The sequence below is a fragment of the Pseudoalteromonas sp. T1lg122 genome (assembly GCF_002964825.1).
GTDB classification, from domain to species: Bacteria; Pseudomonadota; Gammaproteobacteria; order Enterobacterales; family Alteromonadaceae; genus Pseudoalteromonas; species Pseudoalteromonas gelatinilytica.
The window spans coordinates 38772-59543 of sequence record NZ_PQCG01000031.1 but is presented as its reverse complement, the minus strand read 5'-3'; the positions used below and the strand labels follow the sequence as shown (position 1 = coordinate 59543).

Sequence of the window (20772 nt, the reverse complement as noted above, 5' to 3'; positions counted from 1 at the left end):
GTAAAAACCCAGAGCCTATCGCTGATGCCTAGCTCCATCAATTAAACTGCTTTGTGGTAAATCTCAGAGCCTGTTTTTTTGAACTCGTCTGATTTCGCTTTCATTTCGGCTTCAACATCGACCATTTTGATTTCGATAGCATCACCTACGTTATTTGGATCGATACCTCTTGCTTCAAGATCTTTGGCGTAATCACGAACTTCTTGAGTGATCTTCATCGAGCAGAACTTAGGGCCACACATAGAGCAGAAATGTGCAATCTTGCCTGATTCTTGTGGCAGTGTTTCATCGTGATATTCGCGGGCGCGTTCTGGGTCTAAACCTAGGTTAAATTGGTCGTGCCAACGGAACTCAAAGCGTGCTTTTGATAATGCGTTGTCACGCTCTTGCGCACCCGGGTGGCCTTTTGCCAAATCGGCAGCATGAGCAGCAATTTTGTAAGTGATTAAACCTTCTTTAACGTCTTCTTTGTTTGGTAAGCCTAAATGCTCTTTGGGGGTTACATAACAAAGCATAGCGCAGCCGTACCAAGCAATTTGCGCAGCGCCAATACCTGATGTGAAATGATCGTACCCCGGTGCAATATCCGTGGTTAATGGACCAAGAGTATAAAACGGTGCTTCTTCACAGTGTTTTAGCTGCTCTTCCATGTTCTCTTTGATCATATGCATTGGCACATGGCCTGGGCCTTCGATGAACACTTGCACATCATGCTTCCAAGCAAGTTTTGTCAGCTCACCTAAAGTACGTAATTCGCTGAACTGGGCTTCGTCATTAGCATCGGCAATAGAGCCCGGACGCAGGCCATCACCTAATGAAAAACACACATCATACTGTTTTAAAATTTCACAGATTTCTTCAAAGTGCGTGTATAAGAAGTTTTCTTTATGGTGCGCTAAACACCATTTCGCCATGATAGAGCCACCACGGGAAACAATACCGGTAACACGCTTTGCCGTCATCGGCACGTAACGCAGTAATACCCCAGCATGAATAGTAAAGTAATCAACGCCTTGTTCTGCTTGTTCAATCAAGGTATCGCGGAAAATCTCCCACGTTAGGTCTTCAGCCACGCCGTTTACTTTTTCAAGCGCTTGATAAATTGGTACCGTGCCAATTGGTACTGGTGAGTTACGTACCACCCATTCACGGGTTTCGTGAATATAGCGACCCGTTGATAAGTCCATTACCGTGTCGGCGCCCCAACGAGTCGACCACACCATTTTTTCGACTTCTTCTTCAATTGATGAAGTCACAGACGAATTACCAATATTCGCGTTCACTTTAACTAAAAAGTTTCGGCCAATGATCATCGGCTCGGTTTCTGGATGGTTAATATTGTTAGGAAGCACAGCGCGGCCACGAGCAATTTCATCACGCACAAATTCAGGAGTAATAAAATCAGGAATGCTAGCACCAAACGATTCGCCTTTGTGCTGGGCTGCAAGTAACTCTTCACGAATTTTAGCGCGACCCATGTTTTCACGGATTGCCACATATTCCATTTCAGGCGTCACGATGCCTTGTCGCGCATAATGCATTTGCGTGACGTTTTTACCTGCTTTTGCACGGCGGATTTTTGGTAAGTGCTCAAAGCGGATATGATCTAATCCTTCATCCGCCATACGCTGTTGAGAAAATTGTGAAGTCACCGAGTCTAAAATTTCAGTATCGCCGCGGCTTTCAATCCACTTTTCACGGTATTTCTCAAGACCCTTGCGCACATCGAGTTTAAAATCCGGATCAGTGTATGGGCCTGATGTATCGTAAACACGAATTGGCGCGTTAGGCTCAAATACGGGATTCTCTTCAGTACCACCAATGAAGGTATCGCTGAGGGTGATTTCACGCATCCCTACTCGCACATTATCTTGCGTGCCTTCTACATAAACTTTATGAGAGTTAGGAAACGGTTGCCCCGTTAAGTTATAAATATAATCAGATGCTGCCGCACGAACTTCGCGGCGAGATGGTTTAGTTGTTGTGTTTGACATGACTTACCTCATTGCTTTAAGGGTTGTCTTGTCAGATATTGCAAGTGCAATAGAGAGTGGCAAACGCCATTGGATCGTTAGTAAGTTAAATGCTTACCAGTGCAGCCTGTGCCGCTTATGCCCCAAAATTTGGCGCACAAGCGCCTAGTGAGGCAGCTTGTTCCCTACGCAGGTGTTAGCCTGATCAGGTTCACGGATCCCGCTTTCGCGATCTCAGCCTTGTTAAAGGCACTCCGACAAGTTTAAATTCGTTATTTTTTATTAACGCAATGAGTGTACGTTAGTTAAAAATTTGCTGCAAGCTCAGCCACTTTAGTTTTTTGCAATGAAGGTAAAGTGGTGCTCGCCTTGCAAGGTCAGTTGCTCAGCAGTTAAAGTAATGGCCGCACCTTCTTTTAGCGTTGACAGTAATTGCTGCTCAAGCGCATCAACTTGTTCACCACAAGATTTACGTGTCATACCTAACTTATTTACTGTTAGCGTATCTTCGCTGAGCGCACCTTCACCAAAAAATTTATTACAGCCAGCAAAGCCGTTAACCTGCATCGCTTCGATAAAACGCAGCGAGGCTGTTTGGGATACAGGAATAGCTAAACCATTCACTTTTGATAATTGCCACTGTGTATATTTTAATTGCTCACTAGTGACTGTCCCTGTCGATGAGCAGCCCATGCAAAATAATACTAAAAGGAGGGGCAAGGCTACTAACTTCATATTTTTTTACGATTCAAATTTCAATGTAGTAATAATAACAACATTTAACGCAATTGATCGTTAAAAAAACATGTTTTATCTGTAAAAAATTGTTCTAAGTTAGCTTATCAAGGAACAATGCAGACTATTTGAATAAGTTATCGACTTCTTCTGGTAAAAAAGGACGACCTTTTTCATTTACCGACGTGCCAATCACCAAAGCTTGCAGCATCACTTTATCGTCATGTTTGCGATACACTGTTTGCCTAAAAGCAAACTTTAAACGGCTAATACGCTCAGGCTCAACGGCAACGTAAAACTCATCGCCCGGCACAAGTGATGCCTTGTAATCCATTTCGCTACGCAGCACGACAAGGTTTACTTTTTCTCTTGCTAGCTTTGCAAAGTCGATACCTTGAGCATGTAAAAACTCATGGCGAGCATGCTCTAAGTAATTAAAATAAACACTGTTATTTACAATTCCTTGTAAATCACACTCATAATCACGCACTTTAAAGTCTACTTTAAAGGTCATAGTCGTATTCCTAATCAATTTACGTATAATTGCCTGCGTTTATACCATAAAAATTGATTTTATAGCCATTTGGCTAGCTAGGTTGCTAGAATAGCAGTCCCGAAAATGGAGTTAAGAATCCGCATGAAACGACGTTTATCATTATTATCTGCTGCTATCCTGCCTTTATTCGCAGCATCTTCGATTGCTTACGCTGAAGACGGCGAGCTGGAAACGATTGAAGTTACCGGTGATTTCAAAAGAGAAAGCATTCAAACCCTTAGTGCCAGCGCAAGCTTATTTTCAGACCATGAAATCAATCAACGTGGTGCAAAATTTTTAGATGAGATGCTTGCTAGTGCAGCGAATGTTAACTTTACCTCAGGGGCATCTCGTGGTCGTTTCGTGCAAATTCGTGGTGTTGGTTTACGCTCACAGTTCGTTGACCCTATTAATCCTTCGGTCGGCTTAGTGATCGACGGCATTAACTACTCAGGTTTAGGCGGCAGTTCACTGTTATTTGACATCGACCAAGTTGAAATTTATCGCGGCCCACAAGGGACTCGCTTTGGCGCTGATGCCTTAGCAGGCATGATTCAAATGGAATCTGCTGCACCGACCCTTGACCCAAGTGTGAAAATACAATTAGGTGCGGGCAACTACAACAGCTACGAAGCTGGTGTTGCCGCAGGTACGGGTATTACTGACGACACGGCAGTACGCGCTAGCATTTATCAACGTGAATCTGATGGTTATGTAGAAAACCGTTATTTAGGCGAAGATACCCAACAACAGGATGAGCTCGTTTCTCGCTTTAAATTACACAGTCAATTAACCGAGCATCTGCGTACTGAACTGAATGTACATTACATCGATATAAATAACGGCTATGACGCATTCACACTAGATAACAGCCGCTACAGTGTTGCTGATGAACCAGGTCAAGACAACCAAGAAAGCATTGCGGTTGGCCTAGCAAATATTTATACCGGTTTTGACTTATTTGATGTCAGCCTAAACCTTTCTGGTATCGACAGCGAGCTGTTATACAGCTACGACGAGGACTGGGTGTGTAATGATGAAGCCCAACCTGAATTATGTGCCGCTGGCTTACATGATTGGGGCTATAGCTCAACAGATGCTTACTTTCGCGATCGTCAAGATCAGGCTGCAGAGCTGCAATTTAGCGGTAAATCAGGTGAGTGGGTCGCTGGCATTTACTATCAAGGCCGCGAAGTTGATTTAGAGCGCCAATACACTTGGCTTGCACAGCCATTTACCTCAAATTATGAAACCAGCAATATTGCAGCGTATGGCCAACTAGCAACAGCTATTGGTCCAAAAACAACCTTAATAACGGGTTTGCGTGTTGAGCAGTATCAAGGCGACTACATCGACAATAACGGTTTTATTGAAGAAACGGATGATGTCATGGTGGGCGGTAAGCTTGCACTTGAATACCAAGTGATTGATCGCACTATGATCTACACCAGCATTACTCGTGGCTATAAGGCTGGCGGTATTAACTCTGAAGCTTTAGCAAAAGCTAAAGATGAGGGCTTAAATCTAGATGCTGATTTCTTCGCTAATCACACATCATTTGCCCCTGAATACCTTTGGAGCGGTGAGTTTGGTGTAAAAGGCAGCTCTTTGGATGATAAGTTTGTGTTACGTCTTGCCGCTTTCTACATGTACCGCGAAGATATGCAGCTAAAATCGTGGCAAGTTGAAGGCCAAAAATTCACAGGCTATATCGATAACGCCAGCTCTGGCGAAAACTATGGTTTAGAAATTGAAGGCAGCTTCCAAGCTACTGACAATTTGCTACTAACAGGTAGTGCAGGTTACCTAAATACAGAAATCAATGACTTTGTTGCGCAATCAGGCCTAGATCAAGATGGTCGAGATCAAGCACAAGCACCTAAATACCAATACGCATTCACTGCGCGTTATAACTTTACGCCAGCACTTTACGCATCAATTGGTATAGAAGGCAAAGACGATTACTACTTCTCTGATAGCCATAACTCAAAAGCACCTAGCAGCAACTTAGTGAATGCTTCGTTTGGTTATGAAAGTGATAATTGGAGCATTAATGCATGGGCACGTAACTTATTTGACGAAGACGTACCAACTCGTGGCTTTGAGTTTGGTAACGATCCATTAGACGGTTACACCACTCATACATACACACAACTTGGCGAACCTATGGTTGCCGGTGTGACATTTATTTACGAGCTATAAGAATTAGGTGCTAGGTTTTTAACCTAGCACCTAGAGCCTAGAGCCTAGAGCCTAGAGGCAAATCAGTTAAGCCCTTTCAACATCAAAGGCAAGTACGTCTTTAATCTTTTGCTTATTCGTTGCCAGCATAATGAGTCGATCAATACCCAGTGCGACACCCGCACATTGTGGTAAACCATGTTCTAGTGCAGCTATTAAGCGCTCATCCATTGGCACTTGCTTTAATCCATTCGCTTCACGATATTGATTATCTTCACTAAAACGAGCTGCTTGCTCTTTACCATTGGTCAGTTCATTAAAGCCGTTTGCCAGTTCCATATTTTTAAAATATAACTCAAAGCGTCCTGCTACTCGCTCATCATGTTGGCAAATTTGGGCAAGAGCGGCTTGCGATGCCGGAAAATGATAAACAAAACAAGGCTTTTCTTGGCCAATCGTTGGTTCAACCTTCATACAAAATAATAGCTGCAACAAGGTATCGCGGTGCGTTTCATTCGCGGCAATATCGGCAAAGCCCTGCTCCGCTGCTAGCTGTTGTAATGTGCTGATATCAGCAGTTAAAGGATCAACACCTAAAGCGTTAATGAAGGCTTGCTGATAAGTTAGTCGCTCTGCGCTATCTACACCAAGCACTAATTGCATAAGCTCATCCATTTCATCCATAAGCGCAAACTCATCAAAGCCTGGGCGGTACCACTCAAGCATTGTAAATTCAGGATTATGATGACTACCCGCCTCTTCATTACGAAAGGCTTTGCACAGCTGGAAAATAGCCCCAGAGCCCGCTGCAAGTAAACGCTTCATGGCAAACTCAGGTGACGTTTGCAAATACAGTGGCAAGCCACCAGCATGACCTGGGCCAACAAACTCGGTACTAAAAGTCGCTAAATGCACATCGGTTACACTGGCAGCACTAAGACTCGGCGTTTCAACCTCCAATACATCCCGTGCATAAAAGAATTCGCGAATACGACGAATGATGGCGGCACGCTCTCGTAAAGTTTCAATATCGGCGCTTGGTTGCCAAAGGACATTAGACATAAAGTGTTTCCCAAAAAAAAATCCCAGCAGAAGCTGGGATTTTATAATAATTTCATACCAACTCGCTTAATTAAGTGGTCTATTTTGAGGCAATAAAACCTTGTTGATAGCAAGGCAAAAATTTCGTTATTTAGTTGTTCTAAATCAGAAGTTTTTAACGCAGCTAGCGACAGGTTTAATCCCTCAAAATGATTAAGTATTATTGCGAATTGGTATTATTTAGCCTATTACTTAACACGGCTCACGTATTCACCGCTACGTGTATCAACTTTGATCACTTCGCCGATTTGTACGAACAGAGGAACACGAACAACAGCACCAGTGCTTAATGTTGCTGGTTTACCACCCGTACCCGCTGTATCACCTTTTAGACCTGGATCTGTTTCAGTGATTTCTAGTTCAACGAAGTTTGGTGGAGTAACTGCGATTGGGTTACCGTTCCAAAGCGTGATTGTACATACGTCATTTTCAACTAACCATTTTGCATTGTCGCCAAGTGCTTTTTCGTCAGCAGCGATTTGCTCAAATGTTTCGTTGTTCATGAAATGCCAGAACTCACCGTCAGTGTAAAGATACGCTAAATCTGTATCCATTACGTCTGCACCTTCAACGCTATCGCCTGATTTAAACGTTTTCTCAAGAACTTTGCCTGAAATTAGTTTACGAATACGAACACGGTTAAACGCTTGGCCTTTACCAGGTTTTACCATTTCATTTTCTAAGATGCTGCAAGGTTCGCCGTCTAACATAATTTTTAGGCCGCCCTTGAACTCATTGGTGCTATAATTCGCCATCGTTTCCTCTGTCTAAATAATTTCGAGTAATCTACGTGTCAATGATACAAAGAAATGAAGTAAATTTGCATAAAAACTGGCAAAAAGAATTGGCAAATGTTGTCACTTGTCCTGAACGCTTGCTAGAAATGCTAGGATTATCAAGCAAAGTAGACGAAAAAGACCTCAAAGCACGCAGTCTTTTTCCTGTCCGCGTGCCACTGCCTTTTATCAAAAAAATGCGTTATGGCGACATAAACGACCCTCTTTTGCTGCAAGTGATGCCAAGACACCAAGAGTTTTTAGCAAAAACAGGTTACGACAAAGATCCTCTAAAAGAGCAAGATAACAACCAACCTGGTTTGTTACACAAGTATCGCTCTCGGGTTTTAGTGATGTTTAAAACCGGCTGTGCTGTAAATTGCCGTTATTGTTTTAGACGCCATTTTCCTTATCAAGAAAACCAATTAAACAAACGCAGCTTGATTGACGCACTGGCTTACATAAAAGCAGACAGCAACATCAACGAAGTCATTTTAAGTGGTGGCGATCCATTGATGGCCAAAGACGATGCTGTTAGTTGGTTTATGGATGAGTTAGAGCAACTTCCGCAAATTAAACGCATGCGTATTCACAGCCGCTTACCTGTGGTGATCCCAGCAAGAATTACCGATGAGCTATGTGCACGCTTTGCTGCATCACCGTTAAAAGTGGTGTTTATAAACCATATCAATCACGCTAACGAAATTGATGATGACTTTAAAATGGCCATGCAAAAGTTAAAAGCTGCAGGGGTTACGTTATTAAATCAGGCGGTGTTACTAAAAGATGTGAATGATTCTGTCGAGTCGCAAGTTGCACTTAGTGAGGCTCTGTTTGAGGCAGATATACTTCCTTACTACTTACATCTACTCGATAAAGTTGAAGGTGCCAGCCACTTTGATATAGCTGAGAGTCAGGCACGGGAAATCGTGACGGCTATGTTAGCAGCATTGCCGGGGTTCTTAGTTCCTAAGTTGGTGCGCGAGATCGGCGGCGAAAAAAGTAAAACGCCTATCGACCTAAGGGCGTGTTGACCTTTGTTGATTGAAATTTGTTCACTCTAGGGGCGATTTAATCGCGGCGCGAGATTTGTAACCTAGTGGGCTAAGTAAAAACCGAGCAACAAAGAGTTAATCGCCCCTAGGAAGAACCCGAAGGGCAGCGCGTGTTTGGCATTGATGCTGCGTTATCGCCTATTTATGTGGAACAACCACACTACATAGGCTCTGCCTTGCCTAAATACCAAACACACTGCTGCAAAATTAATCATAAAGGGTCAACACGCCCTATCTAGTTTAACAACTAAACGTATACGTTTACGTTGTTACCTAGTGTCGCAGTTACCGACTTAGCAGGTGTTTGTGCAGCACTGGTATTCATTGCTGCACCTTCGATAAGTGCAAGTGCCGCAGCACCATCAGCCTTTTGCTGTTTTTTAGCAAGCGATGCGCTGTAAACTTCTGCGCTTTCGCCACCGCCACTCATCGCTGGTAAGCTTGATCCTGATATATTCATAGTTCATTACCTGACTTTTTATGACAATCCACGTACTATATCGGCATTGCAGTCTAAAGCTTTAGGAAAAAAATGGATTCAATTATTGAACAACTCAATGCTAACCTAAAAATCGTTTATCGTCAGGCACTTGATGCTGATAAAAAATTAGATGATTTACAGCAGCAAGGCCATGGCAAATTCACAGCCTTATTTGCAAAAGATGCTGGCTTTGATTTTGAAGCAAAACGTTTTAAACCTTACGTTCTCGATGTTGCTGCTGATGTAGAAAGCTTAAGCAACGACGGTATGGACGAAGAAAAACTGAAAAAAACCGTTATTAAACTGCAGCAGTTACTACAACTGTTAGCGACGTTTAAGTAACGTAGAAGCCTCTATTTTATTTATTGTGAATAGAGGCTATCGCGTGAAATAAATTTCACGCCTACATGTGGGAGCAGCCTTATCCAAGCATTGTTTTCGGCGTTAAAACGCCTCCCACGTTGCAGGTCTTTTACAAGACTCACAAACAACGCAGCTCAACTTAAAACTGACGGCTATCATTCACCCAGATTTAACGACGGCAGTAGCTCGTCTTCAAACCAATCAGTGATTAGCCGCTTGTCGTAGTAATAGGCTTCATCGCGACCCATTTTCATGCGATCCATGAAGCCCATGTCCTTAAGCTTTACATCATTAGCTTCGCTTATCACTTTACCGTCTTTATCGGTAATCGAATAATTTAGGTCGATACGTGGGAAATAAATTGGTTTGATGATGCGCAATTCATTCATCGTACCAAAACGCACATCACCCGCTAGATCAAGCTCCGTCACTTCAACATTGAAGGTGTAGCCTTCAGGTAGTTTTTCAGCAAGCTTGTTAAAGTGTTTTTCAAAATTCTTCGCCACATTTTTATGAAATGAACCTTTCGGTGAGTTGTTGCCAGGTTCAACATCGCGGTAATCGTTAAAGTCATGCCATTTAACTTTTGCCTCTCCTGCGTGAGCAAAAGCAGGTAGTGCAATGATCATTGCTAAGGCAATTTTTTTTACTGTATTCATCTGTTTCTCCACTTAACAGGTATAGCTAATGATTAAATTTTAGCTGCTGACAATTAACTATAGCTTAATATCTAAACACTTAGGTGTAACCAATATGGTGCAAAATGTAATCAAAAACAAGCGATTCATATTTTTGCTTTATTGCTATAAGTCACAATTTATTCATGTAATTTAGGCCGAAATGTGATGAAATAAGGCTAATTCAACCAGGTATAGTTCATGGATATTATATGACCATTTTAGTCACCGGCGGAGCCGGATACATCGGTTCTCACACCGTATTAGAGTTATTACAACAAGGTACTGACGTTGTTGTACTCGATAACTTAAGCAATTCATCAAATGAGTCATTGGCTCGCGTAAAACAAATCACGGGTAAAGACGTCACATTTTATCAGGGTGATATTTTAGATAGAGCCTGCTTAGACAAAATCTTCAGTGAACACACAATTGATAGTGTTATTCACTTCGCAGGTTTAAAAGCGGTTGGTGAATCGGTTGTAAAACCTATCGAGTATTATCAAAACAACGTACAAGGTACGCTGACTCTGGTTGATGCTATGCGTGATGCTGGCGTGTTTAAGTTAGTATTTAGCTCATCAGCAACCGTATACGGTGACCCTGCAAGCCTGCCAATTCGTGAAGACTTCCCAGTTGGCGGTACAACTAACCCATATGGCACATCAAAGCTTATGGTTGAAATGATGCTGCAAGATATCGCGAAATCAGATGAACGCTTTGCCTTTGTTATCTTACGTTACTTTAACCCTGTCGGCGCTCATGAATCTGGCCTTATCGGTGAAGACCCTAACGGTATTCCTAACAACTTATTACCTTATATTTCGCAAGTCGCTGTGGGTAAACTAGAAAAGCTAGGTGTATTTGGGGATGACTACGATACTGTAGATGGAACGGGTGTTCGTGACTATATCCATGTCGTCGATTTAGCATTAGGTCACTTAAAAGCACTGAACCGAATTGCAAGTGATACAGGTGCGCACGTATTTAACCTAGGCACAGGTAATGGTTACTCAGTATTACAAATGGTTACCGCTTTTGAGAAAGCCAGCGGTCAAGCCGTACCTTACCAAATTTCGCCGCGTCGAGCGGGCGATATTGCAGCCTGCTACGCAGCTCCAGAAAAAGCGTTGAACGAGCTTGGCTGGCAAGCAGAGCGTGGTATCGATGAGATGATGCAAGATACATGGCGCTGGCAAAGCAATAACCCGAACGGTTACAAATAGTCAAAATCATTTTAAGGCCGATGTTCACACATCGGCTTTTTAATTTAATGAAGCTTTCTTAAGCTGCGCAATACCCCAGAAAAGTATCCCTGCCCCCGTGCACGATAAGAAAAAGAACAACCCTAAGCCGACAGGCGATCCCCAAAACAAAATACTGTATAAAACTTCCATCTCTATATCCTTTATTATTATTTGAATAGTAAGTTATATAAGTTTTAGGAACAGCTCGTCAAGTTATACCAATCCGCTTAATTAAGTAGTCTATTTTGAGGCAATAAAACCTCGTTGATAACAAGGCAAAAATTTCGTTATTTAGTTGTGCTCGGCAATTGCTCCTGCATTGATCTACCTTCTGCATCCATGCAGTCGTAAATGAGAAATTTTTAACGCAGTTAGCGACAGGTTTAATCCCTCAAAACGATTAAGTATTATTGCTGGTTGGTATTATAGCGATTCCTTTTATAAAAGCGCTTAGCCAAGGTATGGCGGACTAATATTTTGAGCCAGTAAAAATTAAGCCTGCACTATATGCAGGCTTAATTATAAATCACTAACCGCCGGGGCCACCTCGACCACCGCCACCACCTGGGCCAGTTTGCCCTCCTAACTGAGTAACAACATCAGTAAGAGTAAATGACTCTGACAAACTTGCTCCGTCTAATGAGAACTCCCCTGAAGTATACAAACCATTAAAGCTTTCACCGTCACTCACACTGCCGCCAACATAAATATCGTAGCTTTCTGACAAGCTCAATTTGGCACTTGAATAGAGTATGGTCGCAACTTGTTTAGGCACTAAAAAAGTAAGCGCTTCGTCTTGTGATTCGGAGTGAATATGTAAAATACTATCTTTGGCTACCCCATCGAGCACGATGCTATTTTGCGTGCTTTCGGTTGAGCTTGGTAAACTTGTGGTTCCACCGAGCCCAAGAATTGTGCCCCCTGTGAACTTAATCGTGTTGCTATCTGCATCGATCCCTGCCTCTGGTGCACTGCTACCAATCGCTATCAGGACACCACCGGTGATAGTAATTTCGCCATTTGAGTCAACCGAGTCATTTGAACTGCTATACGCGTAGATCTGACCGCCATTAATATAAATCATATCGCCTGCATTTATAGCATCGTCATACGCGTTGATCTCAAATTGCCCATCGTTAATGGTTATTTCACTTTTCGCTTCAATTCCTTCACCTTCTGAGGTTGTTATCGTAAAAGTGCCGCCATTAATCGTTACATTAGGAGTGATTGACTCATCCGGTTCGTCTTCTTCGCTAATATCATAAGATGCAGCAATACCATCATCTAGCACATCAATATTAAAGACTCCATCATTGATAATAATGTAGCCCTCAGATGCATCAATACCGTCGCTTTGTGCTGCAAGCGTAAAACTACCGCCATCAGCAATAAAATAATCATTGGTATGAATGGCATCTTTTACTGCGTCAGTCACAATAATAGTGCCATCACGTACACGGATATAATCATCACTGACAATACCGTGCTTGTAATTAGCCGTCACAGTTAACTCACCTGAGCCACTAAAAATGAGTTGCCCTTCACTAAAGAAGGTCGCTTTAGCGTCTTCATCGTCAGGAATATCTGAATACGTTGTACCGTCGATAAGAGAGCTCTCACCTTCTAAAATAACGAACACCGTTTTTTTAGACTGAATATTAATGGCAGGGCCATCACTATTTACAAGCTCAAGATCTGATAAACCCAGTTTAAATTTATTATCACTGTAGATCTTTAATGACCCCTCAGTGCTCGAGCCCGCGACGTCATACGCAACTCCCGAGATGGTTGCCACAACAGTCACATCAGCACCATCAACACTAATCTCAACACCATTGTCTTCAAAGGGATTTGTAACCGATACGCTGGTATCGGCATAACTAATAATAACAGTGCCATCAAAGCTTGCATTTTCAACAAGGTCGTCTTCATCTTCACCGGTGTTGTCAGTATCTCCTTCTGCGGCTCCTGACGGGTTGTAGTCTAAAATGGTAATGGTATCTGCAGATGACGTACTCGTGGTCGCGGTAATAGTTACCGTATCAGCAGTACTATTTTGCGAGCCATCATTGACGATTAATTGAATGGTATAAACACCGTCTAAATCAGTTGTGAATGAGGGGGATACCGTTGTTGCATTCGTTAATTCGGCTTCACTGTCTGTCGGAGTTGATAACAATGACCATTGATAAGTAAGTGTATCGCCATCTTCATCGCTACTAGATGAACCATCTAAGGTCACCTCAACTCCAGTTTCAACGCTTTGACTGTCGCCCGCTTCCGCTACGGGTGCGGTATTAGTTGCAGCTGTCGATGAGGCAGTAATAGTCACCGTATCTGCACTGCTCGACTCTGTTCCATCATTCACTATTAACTGTATTTCATAGTCGCCATCGCTATCTGCAGTAAAAGTAGTAGAGACACTCGTTGCATTTGATAGGGTTGCTTCACTGCCTGATGGCATACTTACAAAAGACCATTGATAAGTTAATGTGTCATCATCGTCATCACTACTCGACGCGCCATTTAAGGTGACGAGCGTGCCCGTTTCAACAGTTTGATCTGTACCAGCATCGGCTTCAGGTGCTGTATTTTCAACGCTAGTGGTACTTGCCGTGATAGTAACCGTATCTGCACTACTTGTGTCTTCACCATCGCTTACAACAAGCTGTACTTGGTAGCTCCCCACTACATCTGTAGTAAAAGTAGCAGATGCGCTGGTTGCATTTGTAAGACTGGCGGAGCTGTCCGAAGGTACGCTAACAAAAGACCATTGATAGGTTAACGTGTCACCATCTTCATCACTACTTGATGAGCCATCTAACGTAACCAATGTGCCCGCTTCGACACTTTGATCGACCCCTGCAATCGCAATAGGCGCCGAATTCACCGTTTCTTGATTGTCTGAGCCACTGTCACCACAGGCAACTAAGCTCAGCATAATGATCGATAAAAGCAAACATTTCACAACATGTGTCATAAATACTCCCTATATCTCAGTATTGACATAGGTGTATTTTTAGCCAGTTACAGGGCGCTCTACTATAGGCTGGGAGGCATCTTTATTGTATAAGCACAATACTTCCACACTATAAACACAATTTGGCCACCTCAAATAGCAACACCGCTCATCAGCGCATCGCTTGAATGCTCTCAAGCGCTACAGCTATCTGTGCTTTTAGTTTTTTATAGCGTACATAAACAGCCAGCACGATAATGCCATTAATACCAAGCTGGATAAGCCATAGGCTATATGTTTTAAACATAACCATATTAAACAAGGCAACGATCAGCAAAGCGCACCAAAGAGCAACGCAGCCAATAAAACTCACATGCCAGTAATGAACTTGGTGCTTCAGCTGGTTTTCTTTAAAATTAAGCATTGCATTAACGTCTAGTGTTTCTGCCTGCCAAAGCTTTCGTCTTAAGCGGTATGACCAAATCCCAAAGCCTAAAGGAATAGGCACTAATAGCGCAAACATAATGGTTTCATAGGTATTTTTTGCCTCAAACAACATGGCGTAAATACAAAATACGGTTACCACAACACCTAAAAATGAGTCGATTAACCCTTTTAGTTTTAACTTAGCTCGCGACTTTTGCGTTTGTGCTATTAACGCTGCACTATCCACTTTCGGCGTTGCCTGAACGAATGCCTGCTGCCACTTAGCTAATTGATCATCTGCTTCGAATTTATCCACTTTATTCACTCCACTAGGCTTGCAAGTTGTTGCCTTGCTCTACTTGCACGTTTAGCAACCGCATCTTCAGACAGCCCCAGCGTTTGAGCTATCTCACTTTGATTAAACCCTTCAAGCTGTAAGGCAAGCACCTGTCGGTATTTCAGCGTTAATTTACGAAGGGCAGCCATTAAATCTAAACTGTCGTCTGGTGATTTATGCGCACTTAAAGCTTGGGTGTAATCAATACTTCCAGAACTTGCCACCTCTTTGCGGTTTTGCTCTTTTATCACATGATCAACCGCTTTATTATGAGCTATTCGGGCAATATAGGTTTTTATGCTGGCATCGCCCCGAAAGGCAACATCGGGTGATGAGTCATTACTTTCAAAAGCGCGCCAAACAGCCAATGACATCTCTTGAATTAGCTCATCTTGTAGCGCTTGATTAATCTCATAGGTTGCAGCAACACGCGCCAACAGCGGCGCGTATTCATTCAGCAATGTGTTTATTTGAACATCAGTTTTCACTGTACTTCCATGTTTTTATTATTATTTAAACAAACGAGTATAGGCACAAAAGTAGGTACATGCTAATACCGGCCCAACCAACAACATAGGTAAAAGATTATAAGGGGCAGCAAAGGTAACAAGCATATTAATCAAACAAAGCATGCTTAATGGTTTAATCACCTTTAGTGCCGTTGTAATGCTCTCTTTAACAGCGGTACTAAGCGAAGCATTGTTTAAAAGTAATAGAGGCACCACAAACATAAGCAACATATTTACAGGAACAATTGATACAAACATGACCCCAACGCGCCAGCGTTCAACATCAACAAACTGACCAGACAATAATGCCGATAACTGCTCACTACCAATCAAAGTACTCCCTACTGCAAATTGCACCAGCGCCAGTAAAATACCAACAACCGACCACACGGCAACTCGCCCCCACTTCGCCCATGTTGCATTATGCTTAAATGAAAATTCTTGCTGATTATTCAGGTTAAACAACAAAGGCCACACCGTTGCCATTAACATAGGCGCTAACCATTTAGATATGGTTAAACCTGTAGGTGCAGGCAATAGCTGCACTAAACCAGGTAAAATGGCGAACAGCGTCATAAGTAAAAAAAGTTTAAACGGTGCTTTTTTAAATAACCCCCATCCTTCTTTTAACCAAAGAGCCGCATCACTAAATGGTGCATTCGTTGAATCAAGTTTTAGCGTATTCACAGTTGATGTTGTGGTCGTCATGAGTTTGTCCTTTTCGTAAAAAATAGATACACAAGACACTGCCTATTACTACCACCGAATAGAACAACTTCGTGTCATTTGCAGCTATAGACGAGACAAACACAGATAACCTGACAAAATATTTTTAAAAAATTAAAAATAATTTTATTTCGTTGAATTTTAAGGATAAAAATAAATTGAGCGCAGCTATAAAAACAGCTTTAATTTTGGATTTTTACAGTAAGAAAATGGTGGCCCCTCCCAGACTTGAACTGGGGACCTAACGATTATGAGTCGTGTGCTCTAACCAACTGAGCTAAGGGGCCATTGTATTAGCGAAAGCTAAATTTTTTGATGCGTTTAGCAGGTTTAACTGACTAAAGCGGGATGCAGTATAAGAAGTTTTTGTAACCTTGTCACTAGCAAAACCCTTTATTTTAACAATCACTAAATCAACTGCTCAAATAGTAAACTCTTTGTTTTTACAACGACCTTAAAGCATGTCGATTAGTTTCTAGCCTCCGACATTGTTCTAGATCAAATAGCTAAATCACTAAACTCGTTAAAATAGCCGCTCAATCAATTGCGGAGTGCTGACTGTGATAAATTTACCTAGCTGGGATCAATCTCTGATCAACAAGTACAATATTTCTGGGCCTCGATATACCTCTTACCCAACAGCATTGTCTTTAGCTGATGGTTATAACCAACAAGATATGATTAACGCGATTGCGGCATCGAAAAGCCGTTCTTTATCCTTGTATATCCATATCCCTTTTTGCAGTCAGCTTTGTTATTACTGTGGTTGTAATAAGGTAATCACTCGTCATCAATCTAAAGCCGATTTATACCTAGATAATTTAGCGCTTGAAATTGCTGAGCAAGCAACACTTTTTGCCGATTATAAGGTTGAGCAACTGCATTTAGGGGGTGGTACGCCAACGTTCTTATCGGCAACACAAATGAGCCGCTTAATGGCATTGGTTGAACAACATTTTAATTTTGCTGATGATGCCGAGCGCGGTATTGAGATTGACCCTCGCTCTTTAGCTGATGGCATGCTAGTTCATCTACGTAAGCTTGGCTTCAATCGTGTTTCGTTTGGTATTCAAGATTTCAATGATGCTGTGCAACTGGCAGTTAATCGCCCGCAAAGTGTGCAATCTGTAAAAGGCTTGATTACTGAGGCTCGTGAACTTGGCTTTAAATCTATTAATGCCGATATGATTTACGGTTTGCCACTGCAAACACCTGAGAGCTTTAAAGAGACGATTGCACAGCTGATAGAGTTAAACCCTGATCGCGTGTCGGTATTTAACTATGCCCACTTACCAGATAGATTCGCAGCACAGCGTAAAATTAAAGACGCTGACTTACCATCTGCGGGCGATAAGCTCACTATGTTCAAAAATACCCTTGAGCAGATGTTAGCGGCGGGTTATCAGTTTATCGGTATGGACCACTTTGCCCGTAAAGACAATGAACTGGCAATTGCACAAAACGCGGGTCAATTACATCGTAATTTCCAAGGTTATACAACGCATGGCCAATGTGACTTATTAGGTTTGGGTGTGTCGTCGATTTCACAAATTGGCAATGCCATTTTACAAAACGAAAAAGAGTTAAAACACTATTACAAAGCCGTGCAAGAAGGCTTTGGCAGTGCAGTCTGTAAAGGTGTTGCTTTAACTGATGACGATACGTTACGTGCCGCAGTGATCAAACAATTGATCTGCCAGTTTGAGCTGGATATTCCTGCAATCGAAAAGCAGTTTAATATCAACTTTGCCAGCTACTTCTGCGAGGCACTACAAGCACTTGACCCGCTACTGGCTGATGGCTTGGTGTCTGTGAGCCAAGAAAAAATCACAGTAACAGCCCGTGGTAATTTATTTATTCGTATTATTTGTATGTGCTTTGATGCGCACCTACAACAACAAATCAAGCAAACTCGTTTCTCACGAGTTATCTAACCCAACAAAAAGCAGAGCCTAGGCTCTGCTTTTTATTTTGCTTAAATCACTGCACGTATGTTTAATTGAATACGACGTTTTCGCTGTCTGGGGCTTCTTTAAACTCTTCAATGATACGTACGCAATCTGCTTTTATCTCATCGCTAAGTTGCTCTTCAGCACGCCAGCGAGTGGTGTCCATTTTAAAAATCTCTTTTTTAGAGTATTTCTTACGGGCATCATGCGTTGGCATGTCTTTAACTACTTCGTACATTTTAAATATGCCTGGGTAGCGCTCACTTAACTCAAACTCTTCTGCAAAGCTGTATTGAGAGATCAGCACCCAAATGCGTAAGCTGCCCTCTGAGAACTCACATTGCTCTTCATTCATTGCACGGGCAATTAAATGAATGCTATCGGCTAACTTTGCATTACGCTTTGTTCTTGATGCCGCAAGCTTTTGCTCATGCTCAGCTTGCTTCTTGGCGATAAGCTTATTTTGCTCTTTTAGTTTATACAGAAGTTGTCCTGCATAAAACGCAAGCCCTGCGATAATTGCCGCACCAATAACGATGGCAATAATCAAGGTTGTGCTCATCGCTCATCCTCATCTTCGTCATCAAACCATTCGTTCGCTAAATCATCAGATAAGTACTTATCGAAGTCTGATTCACCTTCATCGTAAAAATCATCTTCAAAGTCATCTTCGTAGTCGTCTTCATCATCTTCGATACCTAATAGCTCACACAGAGCTTGGTGACGAGCAATACGACTATTAAAGTACTTAGCGTCTTTACCTGTTAGTAACTCGCCACGCTCATGACGTTCTACCAGTTTCAGAAGACGCTCGTCATTTTCTAGCGCTTCTAGCTCTTGCTCTGGCGTTAACTCAGGCTCAGTTACTTTCTTCAGCTCAACCATTGGCTTTAAGTTGCGTTTCATTTCAACTTTTGGCTCAGCCTTAGGCGCAACTAAAGAAACCGGCTTTTTACTACCAACACGCTTATCTTTCGGTTGATTGTTCGCAGCAGTGTTTTCTGCACTTTGTGCATCAGGCGCATTTCGAGACCCAGGTTTAGCACCTTTCGTCTTTTTAACTCGCTGCTCTTTTAACGCGCGCATCTCTCTAAGCTTTTCTTTACTTAGACGTACAGGACCATTCGATGGAATTTTACGCGACTTTTTCTTTCTACTCATATCTTGATCATCTCACTTAAGAGGTTGTGCACAACGCCTGTGTGGCATTGTAATGCTGGCATAACCAGAAGAATTCGATGTGCGGATGTGGTTGGTCAACTTGACGAACTGCGCACTTTTCATACTTTTAGTACAAACGGTGGCTATTGTAACAGGACAAATAAAAAGGCGGTAGAGAAAACATCTCTACCGCCTACTAATCTGAGCGCCAATTATCTGGACACTTCTCCCTTCGACTTTTTAGTCTTTATTATTTTTATTATTATTGTTTTTCCATTTTGTTATTGTTTTAACCTTCCGTGTAGCATTCCATTTTGTTTTTATTATTAAACTTCCATGAGCTTTTATTATTCTCGGTCAATCCTGACGCTTTTTTGTTATTTCCTTTAGGACACCTAACCAGTGTCAACCCCTAAAGACTTGCCGCAATCACTTTCCTTATTACATTGTCCATGTTGTTTTTGCTGTCTCAGCGACAGTGGTTAATTTACTCATTAATAATTTTGTTACAACTAATTTATATAATTTTTCTTACAGATAAGATATTGCAACAAGATCAAATCAACCAATAACAAAGACTTACAATTAAAAGTGAAATAAAAATAAGATTTAGCTTACAGCTCGATATGGTCAATGTCTCACAAGAGTGTGGGATATTTCGACATGGATTAAATACAAAAAAAGCAGCTTGCGCTGCTTTTTTCACACTAATCACATATTACTGCGCAGTATTACTACTGGCAATCAGACTTTAGTGTAAGCCACCTAAGTATTTTGAAAGTACTTCGATGTCTTTGTCTGTTAACTTTTTAGCGATGTCTTGCATCATACCGTTTAAGTCGTTATTACGCGTGCCATCACGGAATTTTTCAAGTTGTGACTTGATGTATTCTGGATGTTGGAACGAAATTTTCGGGAATTTTGCAAGTGATGTACCGTTACCACGTGGACCGTGACACGCAGCACATGCTGGAATACCACGCTCTGCATCACCGGCTTTATAAAGCTGCTGACCAACTTCTACTACATCTTTAGGTGTTGCACCTTCAGACATATTTAAAGAAGAGAAGTAAGCTGCTAGGTCTTTCATGTCTTGATCGCTAAGCGGCATAGCCATACCACTCATTACTGGATCCATACGACCTTCTTTGCCGCCAGATGTCATACCTAATTTCAAATCTTTTAATTGTTTATAGATATAATCTGCGTGTTGGCCTGCAAGCTTAGGGTAGATATTAACCGGCGCATTACCGTCTGGGCCGTGACAAGCCGCACACGTTGCCGATTTCTCTTTACCTGCGTTTACATCGCCATCAAATGCTGTTGCGTTGCTTGCTGACAACGTACCAAGCAATATAGTTAAAGATAGTGCTATTTTTTTCATGGTGAATTCTCTGTTTCCGACCCTGTATCATCTACAATATGGATGTTGTGATTTCTATATTCTACACGATAATAAATTCTCTGGCACGTTTTCTGCCCACATTAAGCTCATAATTTATAGGGATTTGACTTAGATTAAGTTTCTACCTAGTAATTTTCCTAATTCAAAGCCAATTTAGCACGCTTAAATACGCTTTT

The 20772-nt window shown here is 42.0% G+C and carries 19 protein-coding genes, 1 tRNA gene and 1 riboswitch; of the genes, 5 read left to right on the top strand and 15 right to left on the bottom strand.

The window, feature by feature from the left end:
• Window positions 1-41: 41 nt before the first annotated feature.
• The 3 genes from thiC to C2M33_RS11040 form a co-directional block, all read right to left on the bottom strand.
• On the bottom strand, window positions 42-1994 hold the full coding sequence (gene thiC, locus C2M33_RS11050) for a phosphomethylpyrimidine synthase ThiC (RefSeq protein ID WP_105174459.1): 1953 nt from the start codon (window positions 1992-1994) through the stop codon (window positions 42-44).
• Window positions 1995-2138: 144 nt separating this feature from the next.
• Window positions 2139-2240, bottom strand: a riboswitch (TPP riboswitch).
• Window positions 2241-2306: 66 nt separating this feature from the next.
• Window positions 2307-2666: an META domain-containing protein gene (locus C2M33_RS11045; protein WP_283206515.1), complete on the bottom strand. Its 360-nt coding sequence runs from the start codon at window positions 2664-2666 to the stop codon at window positions 2307-2309.
• Between the two features lie 166 nt (window positions 2667-2832).
• Window positions 2833-3222: an acyl-CoA thioesterase gene (locus C2M33_RS11040; RefSeq protein WP_054561129.1), complete on the bottom strand. Its 390-nt coding sequence runs from the start codon at window positions 3220-3222 to the stop codon at window positions 2833-2835.
• A 123-nt stretch (window positions 3223-3345) separates the two neighbouring features.
• On the opposite strand from C2M33_RS11040, the gene C2M33_RS11035 reads away from it, so the two are divergent.
• On the top strand, window positions 3346-5445 hold the full coding sequence (locus C2M33_RS11035; RefSeq protein ID WP_105174458.1) for a TonB-dependent receptor: 2100 nt from the start codon (window positions 3346-3348) through the stop codon (window positions 5443-5445).
• A 66-nt stretch (window positions 5446-5511) separates the two neighbouring features.
• Here the strand turns inward: C2M33_RS11035 and epmA are convergent, their stop codons facing one another.
• Complete coding sequence (gene epmA / locus C2M33_RS11030; RefSeq protein WP_105174457.1) at window positions 5512-6486, bottom strand: elongation factor P--(R)-beta-lysine ligase; 975 nt, start codon at window positions 6484-6486, stop codon at window positions 5512-5514.
• 227 nt (window positions 6487-6713) lie between these two features.
• Entirely contained in the window at window positions 6714-7280 is a 567-nt protein-coding gene (gene efp, locus C2M33_RS11025; RefSeq protein WP_063702772.1) for an elongation factor P, read from the bottom strand.
• 41 nt (window positions 7281-7321) lie between these two features.
• Here efp and epmB point away from each other — a divergent pair, with 41 nt between their 5' ends.
• Entirely contained in the window at window positions 7322-8335 is a 1014-nt protein-coding gene (epmB, locus tag C2M33_RS11020) for an EF-P beta-lysylation protein EpmB (RefSeq protein ID WP_063702774.1), read from the top strand.
• A 268-nt stretch (window positions 8336-8603) separates the two neighbouring features.
• Here the strand turns inward: epmB and C2M33_RS11015 are convergent, their stop codons facing one another.
• A complete protein-coding gene (locus C2M33_RS11015) occupies window positions 8604-8816 on the bottom strand; it encodes a hypothetical protein (protein ID WP_054554124.1) in 213 nt (70 codons plus the stop codon).
• Between the two features lie 72 nt (window positions 8817-8888).
• Between C2M33_RS11015 and C2M33_RS11010 the strand changes: the two genes are divergently transcribed.
• On the top strand, window positions 8889-9179 hold the full coding sequence (locus C2M33_RS11010; protein ID WP_054561134.1) for a hypothetical protein: 291 nt from the start codon (window positions 8889-8891) through the stop codon (window positions 9177-9179).
• Window positions 9180-9355: 176 nt separating this feature from the next.
• Here C2M33_RS11010 and C2M33_RS11005 read toward each other — a convergent pair whose 3' ends face one another.
• Window positions 9356-9859, bottom strand: coding sequence for a DUF3016 domain-containing protein (locus tag C2M33_RS11005; protein ID WP_063702775.1), 504 nt, complete (start codon window positions 9857-9859; stop codon window positions 9356-9358).
• A 230-nt stretch (window positions 9860-10089) separates the two neighbouring features.
• Between C2M33_RS11005 and galE the strand changes: the two genes are divergently transcribed.
• Window positions 10090-11103, top strand: a complete 1014-nt coding sequence (galE, locus tag C2M33_RS11000; protein ID WP_105174456.1) for a UDP-glucose 4-epimerase GalE — start codon at window positions 10090-10092, stop codon at window positions 11101-11103.
• Between the two features lie 550 nt (window positions 11104-11653).
• Here galE and C2M33_RS10995 read toward each other — a convergent pair.
• The 5 genes from C2M33_RS10995 to C2M33_RS10975 all read right to left on the bottom strand — a co-directional run bounded on the left by C2M33_RS10995 (window position 11654) and on the right by C2M33_RS10975 (window position 16368).
• The gene (locus tag C2M33_RS10995; protein ID WP_105174455.1) at window positions 11654-14104 is read right to left on the bottom strand and encodes a carbohydrate-binding domain-containing protein; all 2451 of its coding nucleotides are present in this window, start codon (window positions 14102-14104) and stop codon (window positions 11654-11656) included.
• A gap of 151 nt (window positions 14105-14255) precedes the next feature.
• Window positions 14256-14825, bottom strand: coding sequence for a hypothetical protein (locus C2M33_RS10990; RefSeq protein WP_158685582.1), 570 nt, complete (start codon window positions 14823-14825; stop codon window positions 14256-14258).
• Window positions 14826-14830: 5 nt separating this feature from the next.
• Window positions 14831-15334 (bottom strand): RNA polymerase sigma factor, encoded by a 504-nt coding sequence (locus tag C2M33_RS10985; protein WP_105174453.1) that lies wholly within the window; start codon window positions 15332-15334, stop codon window positions 14831-14833.
• Window positions 15335-15355: 21 nt separating this feature from the next.
• Window positions 15356-16063, bottom strand: a complete 708-nt coding sequence (locus C2M33_RS10980; protein ID WP_105174452.1) for a hypothetical protein — start codon at window positions 16061-16063, stop codon at window positions 15356-15358.
• A gap of 228 nt (window positions 16064-16291) precedes the next feature.
• Window positions 16292-16368: transfer RNA gene (locus C2M33_RS10975), tRNA-Ile, on the bottom strand.
• Window positions 16369-16641: 273 nt separating this feature from the next.
• Here C2M33_RS10975 and hemN point away from each other — a divergent pair.
• The gene (gene hemN / locus C2M33_RS10970) at window positions 16642-18015 is read left to right on the top strand and encodes an oxygen-independent coproporphyrinogen III oxidase (protein WP_105174451.1); all 1374 of its coding nucleotides are present in this window, start codon (window positions 16642-16644) and stop codon (window positions 18013-18015) included.
• Window positions 18016-18076: 61 nt separating this feature from the next.
• Here hemN and C2M33_RS10965 read toward each other — a convergent pair whose 3' ends face one another.
• The 3 genes from C2M33_RS10965 to C2M33_RS10955 all read right to left on the bottom strand — a co-directional run bounded on the left by C2M33_RS10965 (window position 18077) and on the right by C2M33_RS10955 (window position 20575).
• Window positions 18077-18592 (bottom strand): DUF2489 domain-containing protein, encoded by a 516-nt coding sequence (locus C2M33_RS10965; RefSeq protein ID WP_105174450.1) that lies wholly within the window; start codon window positions 18590-18592, stop codon window positions 18077-18079.
• Window positions 18589-19191, bottom strand: a complete 603-nt coding sequence (gene yihI, locus C2M33_RS10960; RefSeq protein WP_105174449.1) for a Der GTPase-activating protein YihI — start codon at window positions 19189-19191, stop codon at window positions 18589-18591. Before yihI ends, C2M33_RS10965 begins: the two co-directional genes overlap by 4 nt.
• A 751-nt stretch (window positions 19192-19942) precedes the next feature.
• Window positions 19943-20575 carry a c-type cytochrome gene (locus tag C2M33_RS10955; RefSeq protein WP_063702826.1) on the bottom strand — a complete coding sequence of 211 codons (633 nt, stop codon included), beginning with the start codon at window positions 20573-20575 and terminating at the stop codon, window positions 19943-19945.
• Window positions 20576-20772 lie beyond the last annotated feature (197 nt).